Source organism: Pseudalkalibacillus berkeleyi, assembly GCF_021608225.1.
GTDB lineage: Bacteria > Bacillota > Bacilli > Bacillales > Fictibacillaceae > Pseudalkalibacillus > Pseudalkalibacillus berkeleyi.
Genome location: NZ_JAKIJS010000001.1, coordinates 1,834,390 through 1,854,896 on the forward strand (window position 1 = coordinate 1,834,390; position 20,507 = coordinate 1,854,896).

The 20,507-nt window shown below is 37.5% G+C and carries 19 protein-coding genes; 8 read left to right on the top strand and 11 right to left on the bottom strand.

Translation table 11 applies throughout. The features are described 5' to 3' along the window. Nucleotides 1-2: 2 nt before the first annotated feature. Nucleotides 3-518 (bottom strand): YqeG family HAD IIIA-type phosphatase, encoded by a 516-nt coding sequence (locus tag L2716_RS09725; RefSeq protein WP_236334075.1) that lies wholly within the window; start codon nt 516-518, stop codon nt 3-5. Nucleotides 519-1,031: 513 nt separating this feature from the next. On the opposite strand from L2716_RS09725, the gene sda reads away from it, so the two are divergent. The 8 genes from sda to pssA all read left to right on the top strand — a co-directional run bounded on the left by sda (nt 1,032) and on the right by pssA (nt 7,964). Beyond that, nucleotides 1,032-1,175: a sporulation histidine kinase inhibitor Sda gene (gene sda / locus L2716_RS09730; RefSeq protein WP_236334076.1), complete on the top strand. Its 144-nt coding sequence runs from the start codon at nt 1,032-1,034 to the stop codon at nt 1,173-1,175. A gap of 255 nt (nt 1,176-1,430) precedes the next feature. Next, nucleotides 1,431-3,767, top strand: coding sequence for a Na+/H+ antiporter subunit A (locus L2716_RS09735; RefSeq protein ID WP_236334077.1), 2,337 nt, complete (start codon nt 1,431-1,433; stop codon nt 3,765-3,767). Nucleotide 3,768: 1 nt separating this feature from the next. Then, complete coding sequence (locus tag L2716_RS09740; protein WP_236334078.1) at nt 3,769-4,107, top strand: Na(+)/H(+) antiporter subunit C; 339 nt, start codon at nt 3,769-3,771, stop codon at nt 4,105-4,107. Continuing rightward, on the top strand, nt 4,100-5,578 hold the full coding sequence (locus L2716_RS09745; RefSeq protein WP_236334079.1) for a Na+/H+ antiporter subunit D: 1,479 nt from the start codon (nt 4,100-4,102) through the stop codon (nt 5,576-5,578). The genes L2716_RS09740 and L2716_RS09745 overlap by 8 nt, the downstream gene beginning before the upstream one ends. 6 nt (nt 5,579-5,584) lie before the next feature. Further along, on the top strand, nt 5,585-6,061 hold the full coding sequence (locus tag L2716_RS09750; protein ID WP_236334080.1) for a Na+/H+ antiporter subunit E: 477 nt from the start codon (nt 5,585-5,587) through the stop codon (nt 6,059-6,061). Further along, on the top strand, nt 6,058-6,348 hold the full coding sequence (locus L2716_RS09755) for a Na(+)/H(+) antiporter subunit F1 (protein WP_236334081.1): 291 nt from the start codon (nt 6,058-6,060) through the stop codon (nt 6,346-6,348). The genes L2716_RS09750 and L2716_RS09755 overlap by 4 nt, the downstream gene beginning before the upstream one ends. Then, entirely contained in the window at nt 6,329-6,682 is a 354-nt protein-coding gene (mnhG, locus tag L2716_RS09760) for a monovalent cation/H(+) antiporter subunit G (protein ID WP_236334082.1), read from the top strand. Before L2716_RS09755 ends, mnhG begins: the two co-directional genes overlap by 20 nt. A 742-nt stretch (nt 6,683-7,424) precedes the next feature. After that, complete coding sequence (pssA, locus tag L2716_RS09765) at nt 7,425-7,964, top strand: CDP-diacylglycerol--serine O-phosphatidyltransferase (RefSeq protein ID WP_236334083.1); 540 nt, start codon at nt 7,425-7,427, stop codon at nt 7,962-7,964. Between the two features lie 57 nt (nt 7,965-8,021). Here the strand turns inward: pssA and L2716_RS09770 are convergent, their stop codons facing one another. From L2716_RS09770 to L2716_RS09815, 10 genes are all read right to left on the bottom strand, one after another. Next, the gene (locus L2716_RS09770; protein ID WP_236334084.1) at nt 8,022-9,803 is read right to left on the bottom strand and encodes a M3 family oligoendopeptidase; all 1,782 of its coding nucleotides are present in this window, start codon (nt 9,801-9,803) and stop codon (nt 8,022-8,024) included. A 415-nt stretch (nt 9,804-10,218) separates the two neighbouring features. Next, a complete protein-coding gene (locus L2716_RS09775) occupies nt 10,219-10,791 on the bottom strand; it encodes an HAD-IA family hydrolase (RefSeq protein ID WP_236334085.1) in 573 nt (190 codons plus the stop codon). Between the two features lie 17 nt (nt 10,792-10,808). Continuing rightward, the gene (locus tag L2716_RS09780) at nt 10,809-11,708 is read right to left on the bottom strand and encodes a cation diffusion facilitator family transporter (RefSeq protein ID WP_408005301.1); all 900 of its coding nucleotides are present in this window, start codon (nt 11,706-11,708) and stop codon (nt 10,809-10,811) included. A gap of 187 nt (nt 11,709-11,895) precedes the next feature. After that, nucleotides 11,896-12,609 (bottom strand): RNA polymerase sporulation sigma factor SigK, encoded by a 714-nt coding sequence (gene sigK / locus L2716_RS09785; RefSeq protein WP_236334088.1) that lies wholly within the window; start codon nt 12,607-12,609, stop codon nt 11,896-11,898. A gap of 232 nt (nt 12,610-12,841) precedes the next feature. Beyond that, the gene (locus L2716_RS09790) at nt 12,842-13,447 is read right to left on the bottom strand and encodes a response regulator transcription factor (RefSeq protein WP_236334090.1); all 606 of its coding nucleotides are present in this window, start codon (nt 13,445-13,447) and stop codon (nt 12,842-12,844) included. A gap of 25 nt (nt 13,448-13,472) precedes the next feature. Further along, nucleotides 13,473-14,579, bottom strand: coding sequence for a sensor histidine kinase (locus L2716_RS09795; RefSeq protein WP_236334092.1), 1,107 nt, complete (start codon nt 14,577-14,579; stop codon nt 13,473-13,475). Between the two features lie 133 nt (nt 14,580-14,712). Continuing rightward, nucleotides 14,713-15,765, bottom strand: a complete 1,053-nt coding sequence (gene desA, locus L2716_RS09800; protein WP_236334095.1) for a Delta(5) desaturase DesA — start codon at nt 15,763-15,765, stop codon at nt 14,713-14,715. 234 nt (nt 15,766-15,999) lie between these two features. Further along, a complete protein-coding gene (locus L2716_RS09805; RefSeq protein ID WP_236334097.1) occupies nt 16,000-17,682 on the bottom strand; it encodes a glycoside hydrolase family 13 protein in 1,683 nt (560 codons plus the stop codon). A gap of 52 nt (nt 17,683-17,734) precedes the next feature. Continuing rightward, nucleotides 17,735-19,396 carry a glycoside hydrolase family 13 protein gene (locus L2716_RS09810; protein WP_236334098.1) on the bottom strand — a complete coding sequence of 554 codons (1,662 nt, stop codon included), beginning with the start codon at nt 19,394-19,396 and terminating at the stop codon, nt 17,735-17,737. A 53-nt stretch (nt 19,397-19,449) separates the two neighbouring features. After that, nucleotides 19,450-20,472, bottom strand: coding sequence for a LacI family DNA-binding transcriptional regulator (locus tag L2716_RS09815; RefSeq protein ID WP_236334100.1), 1,023 nt, complete (start codon nt 20,470-20,472; stop codon nt 19,450-19,452). Between the last annotated feature and the right edge of the window lie 35 nt (nt 20,473-20,507).

The window sequence follows — 20,507 nt, forward strand, 5'->3', positions numbered from 1 at the left end:
AATCATTCCTCCCAGTTAATTAGACCCTTTCGTTTAAACCATTCTAATACATGTCTTTCCATGTAACGATTTAATTTAGTTGCTAGTCCATCATTTTTCGCCACAGGGACGACTAGTATGGTATACAACCCTAGACGATTTCCACCTAAGACATCAGTGAAAATCTGATCACCAACAACTACAACTTCTTCATTGTTAAGATTCATATTTTTCGCAGCTCGTTTAAAGGCATTTGTCATCGGTTTTCGAGCACGAAAGATAAATGGGATATTAAGCGGATATGAAAAGCTTCTCACCCGTTCCTCATTATTATTGGACACGATCGTCACTTGTAGTCCCTTCTCTTTCAGCATTGCAAACCATTTTATAAGTTCTGGAGTCGCCTCAGGACGATCCCATTCGACAAGTGTGTTGTCCAAATCTGTGATAATACCTTTAATTCCTCTATCCAACAATTCATTCGCATCTATATCATAAATTGATGGGACATGTTCATTTGGTAATAAACGTTTTAACAACCAAAACACCTCGTTATACTTTCTCTTCAGTCCAACCTTTATTGTACCAATAAATATTATGGGAACAATAGAAAAAAAGAGTTGGATGATGATTTTTTAGAAAGAAATTAAATTTCTTGAATCATTTGTTTAGATGAGTAGAACCAAAAAACTTTTCGACACCTTTCGACCCTTTGCAAAATGTGGATAACTTTACTCACATTTTACACATTGAAAAATAACCAATTATTTACTTTATAAACAGTTTACCCACAAGTTATCCACTTCTTTTTGTGGATAAGAGAACGATTGTTCCTCATTTGGATTCGTGGTAAGCTAAGTTTACATCATAACATAACAGCTTATGAGCCCTACCACATAGATATTCTTAAAGATTTAATTTAACCTCAAAGATCCTCTTTTGCTTAACATACGATCAAACCTATTCAATTGCACTTTTCTTATTTTATCGATTTTCAACTTAAACATTTCTTATTATGTCTGGAGGTGCGAAGGCCACTTTTGGCTAATTTTATGGAAAATTTATCAGACGAGCTTCTCATTGAATCCTATCATAAGGCGCGAGAGTTAAAGCTGAGCAACGATTTCATTACTCTCATTAAGCAAGAAATTGACCGTCGTCATCTTTCCCCAAAATTAATAACGACTTATTTGTAACGAGCTAACCTCAGTTAGTTCGTTTTTTTTTTTTGCTTATTTCAATGAATCCTGCGTTGTTTGATCTTTTTCCCTGTTAAAGTAGTGATTATAGGCGATAATAACAATAACGATTCTTCATTATTTTGTAACACCCTGTAAATTTTAAGGTCTTTTGACGTTAAAAAAGTTGATAATACAATCTTTTTTTGATTACAATGATAATGGTCTACTTACATAATCGGTCCGGAAAACTCGATAGGAGGATTTTTTATCATGTTACAGTTTGCAGTTCTTGCTCCTTTTCTGACGGCATTATTCGTGCCGTTTTTCTTTCGATACATAAGAACAGTCCACACTGGCTGGTTTGTTTTACCCATCCCATTTGTTCTGTTTATTTACTTCCTCTCTCAGATGGGATCTGTATCAAAAGGAATAAATATTTCATCTGTAGTTGAGTGGGTACCTTCCCTTGAAATGAATTTCAGTTTCTACTTAGATGGTTTAAGTCTACTGTTCTCATTATTAATTAGTGGAATTGGTGCGCTTGTTACTTTGTATTCCATCTTTTATCTGAATAAAAACGAGAAATTAAACAATTTCTATGTATTTCTCTTCATTTTCATGGGTGCGATGCTTGGTGTCGTCCTCTCAGATAACGTTTATGGGTTATACCTATTTTGGGAACTGACGAGTATTTCTTCTTTTCTCTTAATTGGTTATTGGTATGACCGGGAAGCTTCGAGATACGGTGCACTAAAATCTATGGTGATTACTGTTCTTGGTGGTCTATCCATGCTTGGTGGTTTCATTTTACTTTCTTATGTTACCGGAACAACCAGTATCCGTGAAATGATTGCAGCAAGTGATCAAGTAATTGACAGTCCTTACTTTACAGGTATTTTGTTACTCATTCTTCTAGGGGCATTCACCAAGTCTGCACAGTTTCCATTCCACATTTGGTTACCTGATGCAATGGAAGCACCGACTCCTGTTAGTGCATTTTTGCATTCTGCCACGATGGTTAAGGCAGGCATTTATTTAACCGCGAGACTGTTTCCCATTTTCGGAGGGACGGATTTATTCTTTATTCTCGTCACTGGTTTCGGACTTTTAACGTTGTGTTGGGGATCCTATATGGCGGTAAGACAAACGGATTTGAAAGCGATTCTCGCATTTTCAACGATTAGTCAATTGGGCATGATCATGTCTATGCTAGGTTTTGGAACAAAGGCTGCAATCTTTGCAGCGATCTTCCATATTTTTAACCATGCTACATTTAAAGGAAGCCTGTTCATGGTTGCTGGTATTATTGATCATGAGACAGGGACCAGGGACATTCGCAAGCTAGGCGGATTAATGACACTAATGCCAATTTCAGCTACACTCGCATTCTTCGGCACCTTTTCCATGGCCGGTGTTCCGTTACCATTCTTTAATGGTTTTCTAAGTAAAGAGATGTTTTTCGAAACCTCTTTACACATAACATCTACATCTGATCTTGTTACGGCCATTGCACCGATCATTCCAGTATTAGCTGTTCTAGGAAGTATTTTCACATTCGTTTACTCGATGTACTTCTTCTTCTATACCTTTACTGGAAATAAGAAGGATGAGTTACCGGTTAAGCCGCACGAAGCTCCCATAGGTATGTTATTATCGCCGATTGTACTTGTCGTGTTTGTAATTGTTGTTGGACTGCTACCGAACTTAATTAATGAACCTATTTTAACGCCTGCAGCAATCGCTGTTTTCGGATCGGCACCTGGTAAACATATAGCATTTTGGCATGGATTTGCACCGCAATTATACATGTCACTCACAGTCGTTGCTCTAGGTACGGTATTGTTCTTGACCTTGAAGTATTGGAGAAAGATTTACAACTGGTTACCAGGTCCATTGAGCGCGAATAAAGTTTATGATTTTGTTAATGAAGGTCAATATAAATTGGCAGAACGAACGACCAACTCATACATGACTGGGTCATTGCGACACTATGTTCTTTATATTCTCGTGTTCCTTGTTGGCGCAACTGGTATAACGTTGTTCGTTACTGAAGGTTTTGTCATAGAGACGGATGATCTTGCACCTATTTCATGGCCTGAGATCGCAGTTGGTATGGTTATGGCCATCGCAGCATTTGCAACGATCGTTATGAAAAACCGGATTGCAGCGATACTCGTACTCGGAATTGTAGGTTATGGACTCTCGTTATTATTCGTATTCTTCAGAGCGCCTGACCTTGCTTTGACACAACTTATCGTCGAGACGGTTACAGTTGCTTTATTCTTACTATGCTTCTATCACTTACCGAAGCTTGATACGAAAAAACAGCCTGTTGGTTCTAGAATTGTAAACATGGCGATTTCAATTTCGGTCGGTGTATTAGTTACGATGGTTGCTATTGCGTCACACAGCTCGAAGAAATTTGAAACCATCGCTCATTATTTCATTAAAGAGTCACACCACCTAGGTGGCGGAGATAATGTAGTAAACGTCATCCTTGTTGATATGCGAGGGTTAGATACGCTGTTTGAAATCACTGTGCTAGGAATAGCCGCATTAGGTATTTATGCAATGATTCGACTCCGTAAAGAGGAGGAAACTGATTAATATGGAAATTCTTATGTCTATTCTAGCTGGTCTACTTTTTACCGCTGGAATATATCTTTTACTGCAAAGACAACTATTGAAAATCATATTCGGAACTGCTCTACTCTCACACGGTGCTCATCTTTTAATTTTGACGATGGGGAAGCTTAATAGAGGGGATCCGCCTATATTGACAGAAGGTATTGATCAATATACGGATCCGCTTCCTCAAGCACTGATTTTGACTTCAATTGTTATCAGTTTTGGTGTGACTTCATTCTTGCTTGTGTTAGCATACCGAGCATATAAAACGAACAAGACTGACAACTTGGAGCAATTGAGGGGATCCGACAATGACTAATTTAATCATATTACCTATTTTACTACCACTCATCGCAGGCACATTGTTTGTTTTTTGGCGAAAACGGCTACCTTTTGTAAGAACGGGAGCTCAAATCGTATCTATTATGAATTTGCTTCTTACCACTTTCATTATGTATAAGGTTATACAAGATGGTACGATTATTTTAGAAACTGGGGGTTGGATTGCCCCTTACGGCATTATTCTTGTAGGAGATTTATTATCGGTTTCCTTATTAGTTGCAACGAACATCATTGCAGTTGCAGCTGCTTTTTACGCCCCTTATACACTTGATCAAGGGCGGGAGGAACATTATTTTTATACGTTCTTCTTGATGTTGATTGCGGGTGTTAGCGGAGCGTTCTTAACAGGGGACATTTTCAATCTCTTCGTATTCTTTGAAGTGTTGTTAATGGCATCTTATGGAATGATCGTGTTAGGCGGAACGCGACAGCAGTTGCGAGAGTCCATTAAATACGTGTTGCTCAACTTATTCTCATCAATCTTGTTTGTTACGACTGTCAGTTTTCTCTACTCAGTTACAGGAACTGTCAACATGGCCCAACTTTCTGAACGTGTCGGTCAAGTCAACCAAGATGGAATATTGACAACAATCGCGATTTTGTTCTTTGTTGTATTTGCTACAAAAGGCGCACTATTTCCGTTGTATTTTTGGATGCCACATGCGTATGCAAAACCACCAGCTGTTATTTCAGCCTTATTCGGTGCATTGCTTACCAAAGTAGGTATTTATTCGATATTACGCGTATTCACCTTGATCTTTAATGGGAATGTAGACTATACCCATACCTTTTTCATTATACTCGCTGGATTTACGTTAATTTTTGGCGTAGTTGGAGCAATGTCTACAAACAATATCAAATTAATTATTGCTTATAACATTATTCCAGCAATCGGATTTATGATTATGGGAGTTGGTATATTTACTGAAGGATCTTTAGCTGGATCCGTTTATTATTTACTTCATGACATGATCATTAAAGGTGCCTTGTTCATGCTCGTTGGAGCAGTGGCAATTGTTGCCGGTACTTCTGATTTACGAAAGATCAGTGGTCTTATTAAACAGTATCCATTATTAGGCTGGCTCTTTTTCATAGCTACTCTGACGCTCGCAGGTTTACCACCTTTCAGTGGCTTTATTGGTAAACTATTGTTATTGAAAGGAGCATTTGAAAATGGACATTATGTGATTGGTGCTGTTGGGTTGATTACGAGCTTATTGATTTTAGTATCTGTTATGCGTATTTTCTTGAATGGATTTTGGGGAGAAAGCATGACATTACCAACTAAAACACGATCGATCAGACCACTCTACTTTCCGATTACATTCTTACTCATCTTTTCTGTTGTACTTGGTATCGGGGCAGAATGGTTCTTACCACACATCCAACAAATTGGTGTTGATCTGATGGATCCATCCATTTATGTTGACACAATCTTAAAGGAGTAGTTCGATATGGCTTTTCAACTTTTGATCAACCTCGCAATCGGTCTCATATGGATGTTTTTGACAGAGTCGTATGAGTTTGTCACATTTTTGATTGGTTTCATTATCGGGGTTTTCTTATTATTTCTGTTAAATCGATTCATACCTGATACCTTTTATTTCAAGTATGTCCTTGCAATTTGGAAGTTGATTCTCCTCTTTGCTAAAGAATTATTAATCGCTAACATTGATGTTCTTAAAATGGTTTATAGACCGAAAATTGACATGCAACCTGGTATTGTTGCTTTGCCAACCGACTTAAGATCGAACTGGGAAATCACTTTATTAGCTAATTTGATTACATTAACGCCAGGTACTTTATCCGTTGATGTATCAGCAGATAACAATTTCATTTATATCCATGCAATGGATTTGCCTGATGTCGATGAGACCATTAATCAAATTAAAGGGACATTCGAGAGTGCGATAAAGGATGTGACACGATGAGCATTTTGTTACACAACGTCATTTGGTTTTGTATGATCGTCAATGCGATATCCATTATCATGTTACTTTATCGCGCGATTAAAGGACCTTCGAATCCAGACCGTGCAGTAGCCATTGATACAATTGGAATTAATTTGATATCTATGACAGGATTGGTCGCTATCCAACTTAACACGACTATGTTAAATGACGTCATTTTATTGATTGGTATCTTAACGTTTATCGCAACGGTTGCAATAGCGAAATTCTTAGAAAAGGGTGTTATCATTGACCGAAGTCGTGATTAGTGTCCTATTGCTGATGGGAACATTCTTCGTATTTTCAGGCTCACTTGGAATAATTAGATTTCCAGATGTATATTCTCGTCTACATGCTGCTACGAAGAGTGCTACTCTAGGCGTATCCGGCGTGATGCTTGCTGCTTTCTTATTCTTCTTATTTAAAGAAAACATAGTCAGCGGAAAGCTCATTTTAGGCATTCTATTCGTCTTATTAACCGCACCTGTAAGTGGACATATGATATCGCGTTCGGCATATCGTACAGGTGTACCGCTTTCTGATCGGACCATTAAGGATGAATTACAAACCAATTATGAGGATCAATCTTCTTCATCAAAATAAAAGAGAAAGGACAAAACGGGATGAACCGTTGTCCTTTCTTTTTTTATTTGGCTATTTGATCAAGATAGTTGCTGTTGAAATCACGCAGAGACTGAATAAGCAGATGTGGAACGTAATAGGAGTTACCCTCAAATCGTGAAAAGTTCACTTTTGGGAGAGGATAGACTCTCTATCTTAACCTCAAATTGAGAAAAGTTCACTTTTGGGAGAGGATAGACCCTCTATCTTAACCTCAATTTGAGAAAAGTTCACTTTTGGGAGAGGATAGACTCTCTATCTTAACCTCAAATTGAGAAAAGTTCACTTTTGGGAGAGGATAGACCCTCTATCTTAACCTCAAATTGAGAAAAGTTCATTTTTGGGAGAGGATAGACTCTCTATCTTAACCTCAAATTGAGAAAAGTTCATTTTTGGGAGAGGATAGACTCTCTATCTTAACCTCAAATTGAGAAAAGTTCATTTTTGGGAGAGGATAGACAATTTAGCACACCCCTATTTGTTTGAGGATAACAAAGTTCTTTTTATTTAATAATAGGGACAATTTCTGGAAGATGGAGAACGGCTAAAGGGATTATCGGGTTAATTATCCCTAAATTGTAGTTTTAACGTCCCTGCGCACTTTTGTTTGCAAGAAAATTGTAAAGGGTTCTTCCTTAATTTACAAAAGTGGCATATAATAGTTTTAATCAACTCAGTTGAAATTGGATTTTCTCATAGAAAACCAATAAGGAGTGACACAACTATGTATTTTCTAGAACGGGTTGATCACACAGTCAAACGTATGAAGAGTCAAGCCGCCAATGTACTGACATTACTGAATTTAACACTTGGGGCTATCGCAATTGTGTGCATACTAAATGGACAACTCGAACTCAGCTTCTGGTTCATATTCTTATGTGCGCTGTTCGATCGGTTTGATGGAATGATTGCAAGAAAGCTACAAATAGAGTCAGAGTTTGGAAAGCAACTGGATTCCTTATGTGATTTAATCTCATTTGGAGTAGCACCAGCCTTTCTCATTTATGAAGCTGTTTTGTTTGAATTCGGTCTCCCTGGTATCGTGTTTATTCTCATTTATATTATTTGTGGCGCGATCCGACTTGCCCGGTTTAACATCACAGAATTTGAAGGGCACTTTACTGGTCTACCTATTACATTAGCAGGATGCTTTGTAGCTTTATCTTATTTGACTGTCGACTTATTACCCCATTATTTATTCATGTTTCTCGTCCTTATTCTTTCATTCTTTATGCTTAGTAATGTCTCAATTCAAAAGCGTTAATTTTTTTAAAAAAACAACCCCGAGCGGATGGATTCACATTCGCTCGGGGTTTGTGTTTTATTTAGTGAGTTTCAGGAACTCTTCCACGTCTTCAACAGCAAGCTGTATAGCTCGAGTCCAAAATTGTGGCTTGGTTAAATCCTCGCCAAGATGTTTTTCAGCTAATTCTTCTACGGTCATTCTACCCGTATCTTGTAACAATGCGATGTACTTGTCTTCAAACGCATCTCCCTGTTCTTTCGCAATTGCATAAATACCAGCACTAAACAAATACCCGAATGTGTATGGGAAGTTATAGAAAGGCACGTCTGTAATATAGAAATGTAGCTTTGAAGCCCAGAAGTGTGGGTGATATTCACCAAGCGCATCACAATATGCTTCTTTTTGTGCTTCCTCCATTAACTCATTCAATCTAGATACTGATACAAGACCTTTTGACCGCTCCTCATAAAAGCGTGTTTCAAATAAGAAACGTGCATGGATATTCATAAAGAAAGCTACAGACCGTTGAATTTTATCTTCTAACAATACAAGACGCTCTTCTTCAGTTTTCGCCGTTTCTACCGCTGCATCTGAAACAAGCATTTCAGCATACGTCGAAGCTGTCTCTGCTACGTTCATTGCGTAATTTTGGTTCAAGTATGGAAGTTCATCCATTACATGCTGGTGATAGGCGTGACCGAGCTCATGTGCAAGCGTAGATACATTGCTAGGTGTACCTGAAAACGTCATGAAGATACGTGTTTCTTTTGCGTTTGGGAAGCTTGTGCAAAATCCTCCAGGTCTCTTTCCTGTTCGGTCCTCTGCTTCAATCCAAGATTTCTCAAACGCTTGACGCGAAAACTCACTCATTTTAGGGTTGTATTGTTTGAATTGGTCAATGATAAAGTTTGCTGCTTCGTCATAGGATACTTTTGTTTCTGTCTTACCGATGGGTGCGTCTACATCCGTCCAACCTAGTTGCTCGAGACCAAGCATTTCAGCTTTGCGATCTAGATATTTCACGAAGGTGTTCTTATGTTGTTCTATGACCTTCCACATCGTATCAAGTGTCGCCTGAGACATTCTGTTAATTTGAAGCGGTTCTTTCAATACAGAGTCCCATTTGCGATGATCATATGTGCTTAAACGGAAGCCTGCTAAATGATTGAGTGCTTCTGAACAAAAGTCTTCTTGCTCTTCCCAAGCTTTGGAGTAACTTTCGAATGCACGTTGGCGTGTCTCTTTACTTTGGCTAGATAGTTTATTATCAAGTTGTCCGACTGATAGCTCTTTCTGTTCACCATCTTCTTCAAATGGGATACTCATTTTACCAACGACAAGGTCGTACAAGTTAGACCAAGCATGGTAGCCATCCACTGCTAAATCGTTAATGAGTGATTCTTGACTAAAGCTCAGTTTTTCCACTGCATGTTGTCTACGTTCATTCAAAACAAAGGAGTATGGATACAAACCATCATATTGTAATAACGTCTTCCATTCATTATCTGATACTTGAGTCAATTTCTCTTCAAATTGTGTCCATAGTGAGTGGTATTTCGCACCAATTGCATCGAGCTTTCCTCTAATAGCTACAGCTTCCTTATCTTTTACATCTTGTGCCACTAAACACCCTACATAAGCGCTACTTTCGTGCAGACGTGATGAAAGACGGCTCATTTCTTCAACCACTTCTGCTAATTCCTGATGATTGCTTGGATTACAGCTGTCGATCTTGCTTTTGAGCTCAACGATATGAGTTTCAATTGATTGAATATATGTGCTCAATTGCTCTGAAGTACTTCCGCCAGCAAAGATGTTTTCTAAGTTCCATTGCTGTGATAATTGTGTAAGTTTCATATTTATCCCCCTAGTTCATATGTAATACCTTTATTATAAGGAAAATTCAAACATTTAAAAAGAGAAGTCCCTTATTTATTTTGTTCCCCTTTTCCTGGTGAGGATTTATTAAGCTAAGGAAGGTCTTTAATTATAAAAATGATCCAAGAACGTCCTTCCTAGGATATCCTTGGATCATTTGATCTTTAGTCATATGCGCATGCATACATGAAATAAACGAGAAGAGCTATAAGGGATACATTAAAAATGATGTCAGACATAATGAATTGTCACCTCGTTCCATTTTAATTCCTACTTCTATATTTCCACAATTTCGATACGATTAACCTATTTTCCTGTATTCAATCACTTTTCAATAGAGATTGTTCTTTCATAATGACAATATCAACTAGATTTCTATACATGTAAACATTTGTTAAAGCTTTTTGGTAAGGATTTCATATAGTTCCGTATAGGAGTCTACGTAATAATCCATACCTGCTACATGTTCATTTTGAAAGCTACATGTCGGTATCCCTAATTCTTTTGCTGGTAACAAGTCCAACTCTCGATCACCAACAACAAGGTCTATTGCGTACGTTTCAAGTACATGCTTGTAAGCTGTTGCATCAGGCTTTCTTGGAAAGCGGTCTTCCCAGCCAATCACTTTCGTAAAATACTGATCAAGCCTATGGTGCTGAATGACGTTTTTGACGACTTCTCGTGAGTTGTGTGTAACAATAAAGTTGTGTTCAGCAAGTTGGAGAACACTCTGTAACCCTTCAAATAATTCAAAATCCGATGGAAGAAGCTCTGCCTCTAACGCTTGAAATTCCTTCTTACGCTCATCAGTAAATTGGTAATATTGGAATGCATGAGTAAATGAAACTTTCATTTTACTGTAGATTTCTTCTTCTGAAGTGTCATCTCCTAACACCTTTTTAAAAAGCTTCACAAAAAGCCTGTAACTATCAACAAGCGTACCATCGAAATCCCATAAAATATTCATAAGTTCCTCCTATATTATTAATTATGTATATCACTTTCTTCTAAGTTATAGTGTTCTTCTTCAATCTGAAATGTTGTATGAGTAATTCCGAATTCCTGCTTCATTAAAGCATTTGCATCATTCAAAATGTCTTCGTGAGACATATTTTGTTCAACGAGTAAATGACAGCTTAACGACGGATAGTTTGACGTGATGGTCCACACATGTAAATCGTGCGTTTCTATTACGCCAGAAATTCCTTCTAATTGCTGTTTCACTTTCTCTACATCAATATGACTTGGCGAGCCTTCCATCAACACATGTACTGACTCTTTAGTCACTCTCACCGCACTAATGAGTATCAAAATGGCCACAATTACGCTAGCAATTGGATCGGCAATATTCCAACCAAATTGTATGATCAACAGAGCTGCAATAATAGCACCAATAGAACCGAGCATATCCCCTAGAACATGCAAAAATGCACTTCGAAGATTAAGGTTTCCTTTTGTATCTCCTCTCATAAGGACCCATGCAGCCACGATATTCACTACTAAACCAAGAATACCGATGATCATCATTCCACTTCCTACAACAGAAGGTGGTTCTTGAAACCGATGAAAAGCCTCATAGAAAATGTAAATCGAGACAACGATTAATGTCACCCCATTAAATAAGGCGGCCAATATTTCAAACCGTTTAAATCCAAATGTTTTCGCTTTCGTTGCAGCCTTTTCTCCTACGACTAGCGCTAGCAGGCTTAAACCTAACGAGACTGCATCACTCAGCATATGTCCGGCATCAGATAATAAGGCCAGGCTATTTGTAATCAAGCCACCAATAACTTCAGCGACCATAAATAATGTAGTAATTAGAAAAGCAAATAATAGTGCTTTTTTATTCGAACCGTGTGAATGGTTATGACTATGACTTTCCATGTTCATTTCCTCCTGAAGCGCTCAATGATTCTTTCACCTAGAGTACCCTACTTGGTGAATATTGTACCAGTTTTTATTAGAGGTTGTTATCATTGAGTATTGAAAGCTTTATGCAACCCATAAGACTTTATCTCTAAATAAAACACATAAAAAAACAGCTCAAGCGTATATCACTTGAGCTGTTTTTTCATCCTTTTTCCTTGTCATTCCTCTGTCTATAAAACTCGTGGAACAATTTCATTAGTGCGCGTTTTTCAATACGAGAGACATAGCTTCTCGAGATACCCAGGTCTTTCGCAATCTCTCGCTGTGTCCGTTCTTTTTCCATGTCGAGTCCGAATCGTCCAACGATCACTTCTTTTTCACGATCATCGAGAATATGAATGTGCTCATAAATCTGTTTTTTCTCCATCTTCAGCTGAATCGTATCGACAATATCGTCAAGATCAGCTTTCAGTACATCAATGAGTGTAATCTCATTCCCCTCTTTATCCGTACCAATCGGGTCATGTAATGAGACATCTTTCTTCGTCTTTTTAATTGCACGGAGATGCATGAGAATTTCATTTTCAATACATCTCGCTGCATACGTCGCCAGTTTCGTTCCTTTTCCTCTGGAGTAGCTTTCGATTGCTTTAATCAGCCCGATTGTACCGATTGAGATGAGATCCTCCGTGTCTTCTCCGGTATTTTCGAACTTTTTACAAATATGGGCAACTAAACGCAAGTTATGTTCGATTAAGCGATTCCGTGCTTCTTCATTACCCTCGGCCATTTCTTTCAGATACTTGGCTTCATCATCAGATGACAATGGCTGTGGGAACGCGTTGTTCTTGACATAGGAGACGAAGAACATGACTTCTTTAAAGAAATAAGCCAGTGCTGCAATAATGCTGGACACAACCTCACCTCCATAGGCAACTATCACATATACTTATACCTATGACGGTGTGGGCTTGGTTGTGTCTGTACTAATATATAATTCAACAATTGTATCTACATAAATTTAAGAACTGTTTGCATTCTTTAAGGAAAGTTTCAGAATCGCTACAACAAGAAAATGTTGATACCATAGGGGGATACCCGTTTATCCATCAGTTATGTATCCTGCATTCATTTACAACTAAATCGGATTATTTAAACCAACCTTTTTCTTTGAATCGTGAGATAGCTTCTATTCGATTACTCACATTCAGTTTATCAAGAATGACTGAAACGTAATTGCGGACAGTTCCAGTGGTGAGAGATAGCTCATTTGCAATATCTTTCGTCGTTTTCCCTTCAGAAATTAGTTTAATGACCTGTTTTTCACGTGCAGTAAGTGGATTTCCATTACTACTCTCATATGCAATATCAACTAATTCTGGTGAATATACTTGACGACCATCCATTATGACACGGATTGAGTTCGCTAATTCCTCACTTGGACTATCCTTTAATAAATACCCGTTTACCTCCGCTTTACGAGCACGTTCGAAATACCCCGCTCGAGCGAAAGTAGTTAAAATAATGACTTTGCAAGAATCGCCCTTCAATTCCTCTGCTGCATCTAGTCCACTCTTTAAAGGCATTTCTATGTCCATAATGCAAATGTCAGGCTTTTGTTTCTTAACCAAAGCTATTGCTTCTTCTCCGTCTTTAGCCTTACCTACGACTTCCATATCTTCTTCCAAATTTAGCAGAGACCCTAGAGCTCCAAGCAACATCTGTTGATCTTCAGCAATAACTATTCGTATCACATCAATCTCTCCTAATACGTTATATTTATAAATTTGGCACCCGAGTAGTTAGTGTCGTTCCATTCGATGAGTTTATCTCCAAACTACCATTAACAAATTCAAGTCGTTCTCTCATCCCTTGGAGTCCATGACCTGATAAAGTGGACACTTTATCAGAGATGCCAATTCCATTATCTTGAACGCTTAACAACACTTCATGAGGTGATTGTTTGATAAGAACATTACAAGAAGTAGCTTGGCTATGCTTGACCACATTGGTTACAGCTTCTTTCAAACACATGCTTAACACATTTTCAACCAATAGTGGTGTATTGGTTAGTTCAGGGTCACCTTCAATATTTAAATCCATTTCAGCCGCTTCTACCATTTGTTGGATGTGAATGATTTCGTCTTTTAATTTTACTCTCCTCATATCTGAAACCATCTCTCGCACTTCTTTTAATGCAGTTCTTGCTGTTTTGTGAATATCATCGATTTCTATTTTCGCTGAATTGAGGTTCTTATACATTAATTTACCTGCCAAGTCACTTTTCAGTCCAATAAGGGAGAGTTTTTGTCCTAAAGTATCATGTAGGTCTCTAGCTATCCGTTGACGTTCTTCAAAGACCATTAACTGAGAAATTCTTTTATTTGCATCTTCTAATTGACCTTCTAATCTTTCCTGCTTGATTTTGTTAAACATTGTGAAAGGCAACAAAATGACACCAATTAAACAAATAATAATGAAAGGAAATTGAGAAAAAAACATTTCATTTTGTCTGAAAACGACTATGCTAACAGCTACAATCGTAGAAAGAAGGTGAATGATATATAACGTTAGAAACCCGACTTTCTTCTGTATGTTGCCAATAAAAAAAGCTAAGAAAAGTGCAAAATAAACATACCCAAAAAGTATTGTCATCACAACACTTATAGCCATTTCTATACTTACCCAAACGTAGACAGACCACCCCTTAGAAATAAAGGATAATCTGTAGGATGTAAAAAACATCAGAAATGCTAATACACCGATAATAATTTCCATTGTGGAAGAAGATCTGAAAATGAAATAGAGTGGAAGTATACAAAATACAATCCATACATAGGAGCTAAGCCCCGTATTTTTCGGAATAACATGATACCAATTACGCATGGGGGTCCCCTTTTTAAATTTTATTTACAAGTCGATCCAAAATACAACAATTACATTAAGTATAACAAAAAACAAAAAACGATTTACTAGAAAACCCTTCTCTACATGACGGAAGGGTTTTAATCAGTCGTATTTATTTTTGTTGTAGACTTGGTCTTATTGTGTTCAGCTGTCCGCTTGTTTTTAATTTCTTCTTTAAGTGTTTGAGGTCATTAAAGCCTACAAACGTCTTGTTTTTCTCATCAAACAATCTGAAACGAATAGATTTCAAACTTGATGCCAAGGTTATGGTCGTCGCGTTTTGTAACGGTGGTGTTGATTCGTGTGCTTTTTCTAGATGATAATTGGGTACCCTTGGGCTTAAGTGATGTACATGATGGAATCCAATATTACCTGTTAACCATTGCATTAACTTCGGGAGTTTGTAATAGGAACTACCATCCACGGCAGCTTTTACATAGTCCCACTCATCTTCTGATTCAAAATAAGAATCTTCAAATTGATGTTGAACATAAAATAACCAAATACCGAGCGAACCAGATACTAAAAGGATAGGGATTTGTATAATCATAAAAGCTTGCCAACCGATTGCGAATATCATAAGCCCATAAATGGTAGCGATTGAAAGGTTGATGAAGTATGTGTTCAATCGTTCCTTTCGTCTCGCTCCTTTTCGATTAACACGATTCGAAATGAAGTAAAGATAAATTGGACCGAATCCAAACATAATAATCGGATTCCGGTAAAGACGGTATGACAATCTGGTCCAAAAAGAGGCAGCAAAATACTCATCAACGGTCATCACCCAAACATCTCCAGTTCCACGCTTATCTAAGTTACCACTGGTTGCGTGATGGATCGTGTGACTACGTTTCCATTTTTCAAAAGGAAAATGAGTAATGATTCCAGTAATCGTACCTAGTACTCGATTGGCTCTTTTGCTTTTGAAGAAAGATTGGTGAGTGCAATCATGAAAAATAATGAAAGTCCGCACAACAAATCCTGCTGTCACAACTGCCAATGCCAAGGTCAACCATATAGAAACAGACAAACTTTGGTATGCAAGGAACCAAAGCAAGAAGAATGGTGGAATGGTATTGATCAGCTGATATACACTTGATTTAGTATCGGATTGTTCGAAAGAAGTAATATTTTTTCTGAGTTCTCTTTGTTTATTTATGCTCATATGTCCTCCTCAAGTCTAATACTCTCAATTCTTTATTTGGATATTTCATCTACTTCTATAATAAAGAACAGAAATAAACAGGAGAATTCATAATCGTCATGAATGTATATGACAAGTGTCATGTTTTTTAGTATTTGTCACAAAATCGAAACATTTAAATGGGAAAATAATCTAATTTGTTGATACCACAACCTCAATACCAATCATAGGTCTAAGTTCAATAGGGTGTGATTCTTATCTGAAAAACACCAAGCCTTCAAATGGTCTTAATGTTAATGTTTCTGCTAGGACAACCTCTTGGTAGTTTTGCACAATAACCCTGTACTGCTTCAGATCCTCGATGAGCAACGGATCTCTCAAAGATAGGTCCTTCTCGGAGAAATTACATAGTACGATTAATTCCTCTGTATCACTTTTTCTTCGGTATGCAAACAGGTTTGGATCTTCTTCGTAAAGTAAGGTGAAATTACCGCCTGTGATGACATCATATTTCTTTCTCAAAGCAATTAGGTGCTGATAATGATAGAAAATAGAATGATCATCAAATAAAGCTGCCTCAACGTTAATTTCTTTATATCGTGGATTTGCTTCTATCCATGGTTCTCCTTCTGTAAAGCCCCCATGCTTTGAGTCATCCCATTGCATTGGTGTCCTTGCATTGTCTCGTCCTTTTACATATATGGAATTCATAATTTGGTTAACTGGAACACCTTGCGATTGTTTTTCCTTGAACATATTTAGTGTTTCCAAATCTTTATACTGTTCGATAGAAGGAAATTTAACATTTGTCATACCGATTTCTTCACCTTGATAAATGTAAGGCGTGCCTTGTAGCATGTGTAAGCAAGTCGCAAGCATTTTGGCAGATTCTATCCGGAATGCTTCGTCATTTCCAAAACGTGAAACGATTCTCGGTTGGTCATGGTTATTCCAATAAAGACTATTCCATCCGATATTGTGTAGTTTTGTTTGCCACTTCTCAAAGTTTTTCTTTAAGTCTACTAAATGTAAAGGTTGATAATCCCACTTGTCGGAACGACTATCGAGTTCCATGTGTTCAAACGTAAAGACCATGTTCAACTCATTATTGGATGGGTCCGTGTATAAAATAGCATCGTCTGTACTAGCGCCTGGCATCTCCCCAACCGTTAACGTGTCATACTTTGATAACACTTCACTATTCATTTCCTTCAAGAATTCATGTATTCTTGGACCATTCATAAAATAGAGAGAACCGTCACCATATATCATACCTTCTCGGACAATTCCATCTGGTAAATTTGGAACCTTTGAGATGAAATTGATGACATCCATACGAAATCCATCTACACCTTTATTAAGCCAGAATGCCATCATCCTATAAATTTCATCCCGTACATTTTTGTTTTCCCAATTTAGATCAGGTTGTTTTCTAGAAAAGATATGGAGGTAATACTCATCAGTCTGTTCATCATATTCCCAAGCTGGACCGCCGAAGACTGAACCCCAATTGTTAGGTTCCTTGTCGTTTTCTCCGCTTCTCCAAATATAGTAATCTCGATAATGTTGATCCTTACTTTTCTTTGATTCCAGAAACCATTTATGTTCGTCAGAAGTATGATTGACAACAAGATCCATGATTATTTTCATCCCACGAGTATGCGCTTCTTCTAGTAAATATTCAAAGTCATCCATCGTCCCGAATTCTTGCATGATTTCATGGTAATCACGGATATCGTATCCATTATCGTCATTAGGAGAATCATAAATGGGGCTTAACCAAATAACATCAATACCAAGTTTATGTAAGTAGTCTAGTTTACTTACAATTCCTTGGAGGTCACCAATTCCATCTCCATCTGAATCCAAAAAACTTCTCGGATAAATTTGATAGACGACACTCCTTTTCCACCACTCTTCACATTGTTTAGTACTCATCACAGATTCTCCTTTTAATTTAATTTTTCTTACTCAAAAATGAGGCCCCTGTTTAGGACCCCATTTTATATACTCGAGCCTCATAAGGCTTTAACGTTATGGTGTATGTAGGATCATGCTCATGTACCTCATAATTATTAAGAAGAAGTTGATCGCGAACTAATAAGTGATCCGTTTCAAGTTCAGCTGGTGTTTCAGATAAATTAGTGATGATCATCACATGCTCATGTTTAAGCGTTCTTGTATACGCGTATACCTGTGGATGATCTTCCAAAATTAAATCGTATACCCCATAAGTGAATATATGGTTCTCTTTCTTTAACTGAATCATTTTCCTATAAAAGTGAAGAATGGAGTTTGGGTCTGACAGCTGTTCTTCTACATTAATGTATGCATAATTAGGATTCACACCTAACCAAGGCGTTTCCTTAGTAAAACCACCATTAGATGCACTTGACCATTGCATCGGAGTACGTGAATTGTCACGACTCGTTTTCCAAATCATCTCCATGATTGTCTTTTCTGGGATGCCTTCTTCTTTTTTGATATGGTATAAATTCTTGGTTGCAACATCATTGTATTCCTCGATCGTATCGAATTGGACATTTGTCATGCCAATTTCTTGTCCTTGGTAAATAAATGGAGTGCCTTGCATGAAGAAATACATAGCCCCTAAGGCAGTAGCGCTTTCATACCAAAATTCATTATCGTTTCCCCAGGTAGATACGACTCTTGCTTTATCATGATTTTCGATAAATAGTGCATTCCATCCTTTGTTCTCCAAGCCTTTCTGCCAACTTGTAAACACTCTTTTTAACTCTGCAAGATCCATCTCATTTTTCTCAGGATCCCATAGCCCTAAATGTTCAAATTGAAATACCATGTTAAACTTTCCTGAATCTTTTCCTACCCATAGCTCAGCATCTTGTACATTTACACCGTTTGCTTCACCAACCGTCATAATGTCATATTTAGCAAATGTCTCATCTCTTAATTCCTCTAATAAAGGATGTATGCCTTTGACATTCATATGCAGGTCAAAGGATGGTACATACTTTAACCCGTTTGGATTAGGTAGATCGGGAAGACCTTCTTCTTTTTTAATATGGCTTATGGCATCGACTCGAAATCCATCGACTCCTTTATCCAACCACCCATTCACCATTTTATATAGCGCTTCTCTCACTTCTTCATTTTCCCAGTTCAAATCTGGTTGTTTTCTAGAAAAGATGTGCAAGAAGTATTGTCCGGTTTGTTCATCATATTCCCAAGCAGAACCACCAAAAATACTTTCCCAATTATTCGGCTCTCTTCCATCCTTACCATCGGACCATATGTACCAATCACGTTTTGGACTGTCCCTCGATTCTCGTGAGTCTATAAACCATGGGTGTTCATCACTTGTATGATTAATCACTAAATCAATAATTAGCTTCATTCCACGTTTATGTACTTCTGATAACAGTTGATCAAAATCTGCCATCGTTCCGAATTCAGGCAGGATGTCTTCATAATCGCTAATATCATACCCGTTATCATCATTTGGGGATTGATAAAATGGACAGATCCAAATGACGTCAATTCCTAAATCTTTTAAATAGTCTAGCTTTAAAATAACACCTTGTAAGTCGCCAATACCATCATGATTAGAGTCCATAAAACTTCTCGGATATATTTGATAGGCGACCGCTTCTTTCCACCAAACTTTTGTCATATCTATCCTCTCTTTTCTTAACCATTCATGCACCCAGACTCTTTGTGATTTTCCTACTTAATTTTTTTGACTGATTTCCGTTCAATCATCTTGGAAGGAATGGTAATGCGTCTTGGAAGTACATCTGGGTTTTTAATTTTTTCAACTAAACAACTCGCTGCTTCAAAGCCCAATTGAAATATATTAATATCAACAGTAGTTAATGCAGGCTTTGTATATTCAGCAAGTAAGATATTGTTAAAGCTAATCATGGAAATATTTTCAGGAATACTAAGATTCAGCGCTTCTGTATAGCTTAATAATTCAATAGCCAAAATATCATCTGCGACCACGATTGCTGTGAGAGGAGCAGTGTCTTCAAGGAATTTAAGTATCCCTTCTTTTCCCTCTTTTTTGATTTGAGCGTCATCAATGATATATTTTTCATCAAATGGAATCCCAGCATCACTTAAGGCTTGTTTGTAACCTTCCATTCTATCTATAGTAAATACGAAATCCATATTTGTTCCGATATAGGCTATATGTTCATGTCCATTCTGTATTAAGTGCTCAGTTATTCGTTTTGTAATATGGATATTGTCATTATCTACATACGTCATATGTTCCGCATTCTTGTAGGGTCGACCTATAACCGTGAACGGGAATTGTTCAGCAAGTAAGTATTGCATCAATCGGTCATCTGTACGTGAGTATAATAATATGATGCCATCTACCCTACGTCCTTGTACCATAGCTACAACCTGCTCATAGGTTTCTTCCTCGGTTTTACCTGTTGTTAAATAAACACCATACATATTCTCACAAGCTTTTAAGCTTATACCTCTAATAACCTCTGGGAAGAAGGGGTTTTGAAGTGCTTGTGTAGCTGAATTGGGCATTACAATACCGATTGTTTGTGTGCTCTTACCGACAAGACTTCTCGCTTGTAAATTAGGGTGATAGCCCAATTCTTTCATCGCTTTACGTACACGTTTTTTTGTATTTTCACTTATACCTGGATGGTTACTTATTACTCGAGAAACAGTCGAAGGTGAAACATTTGCTTCCCTTGCTACTTCTTTAATCGTTACTGCCATCGGTTGTCTCTCCTCTATACCGAAAAATAATAAAC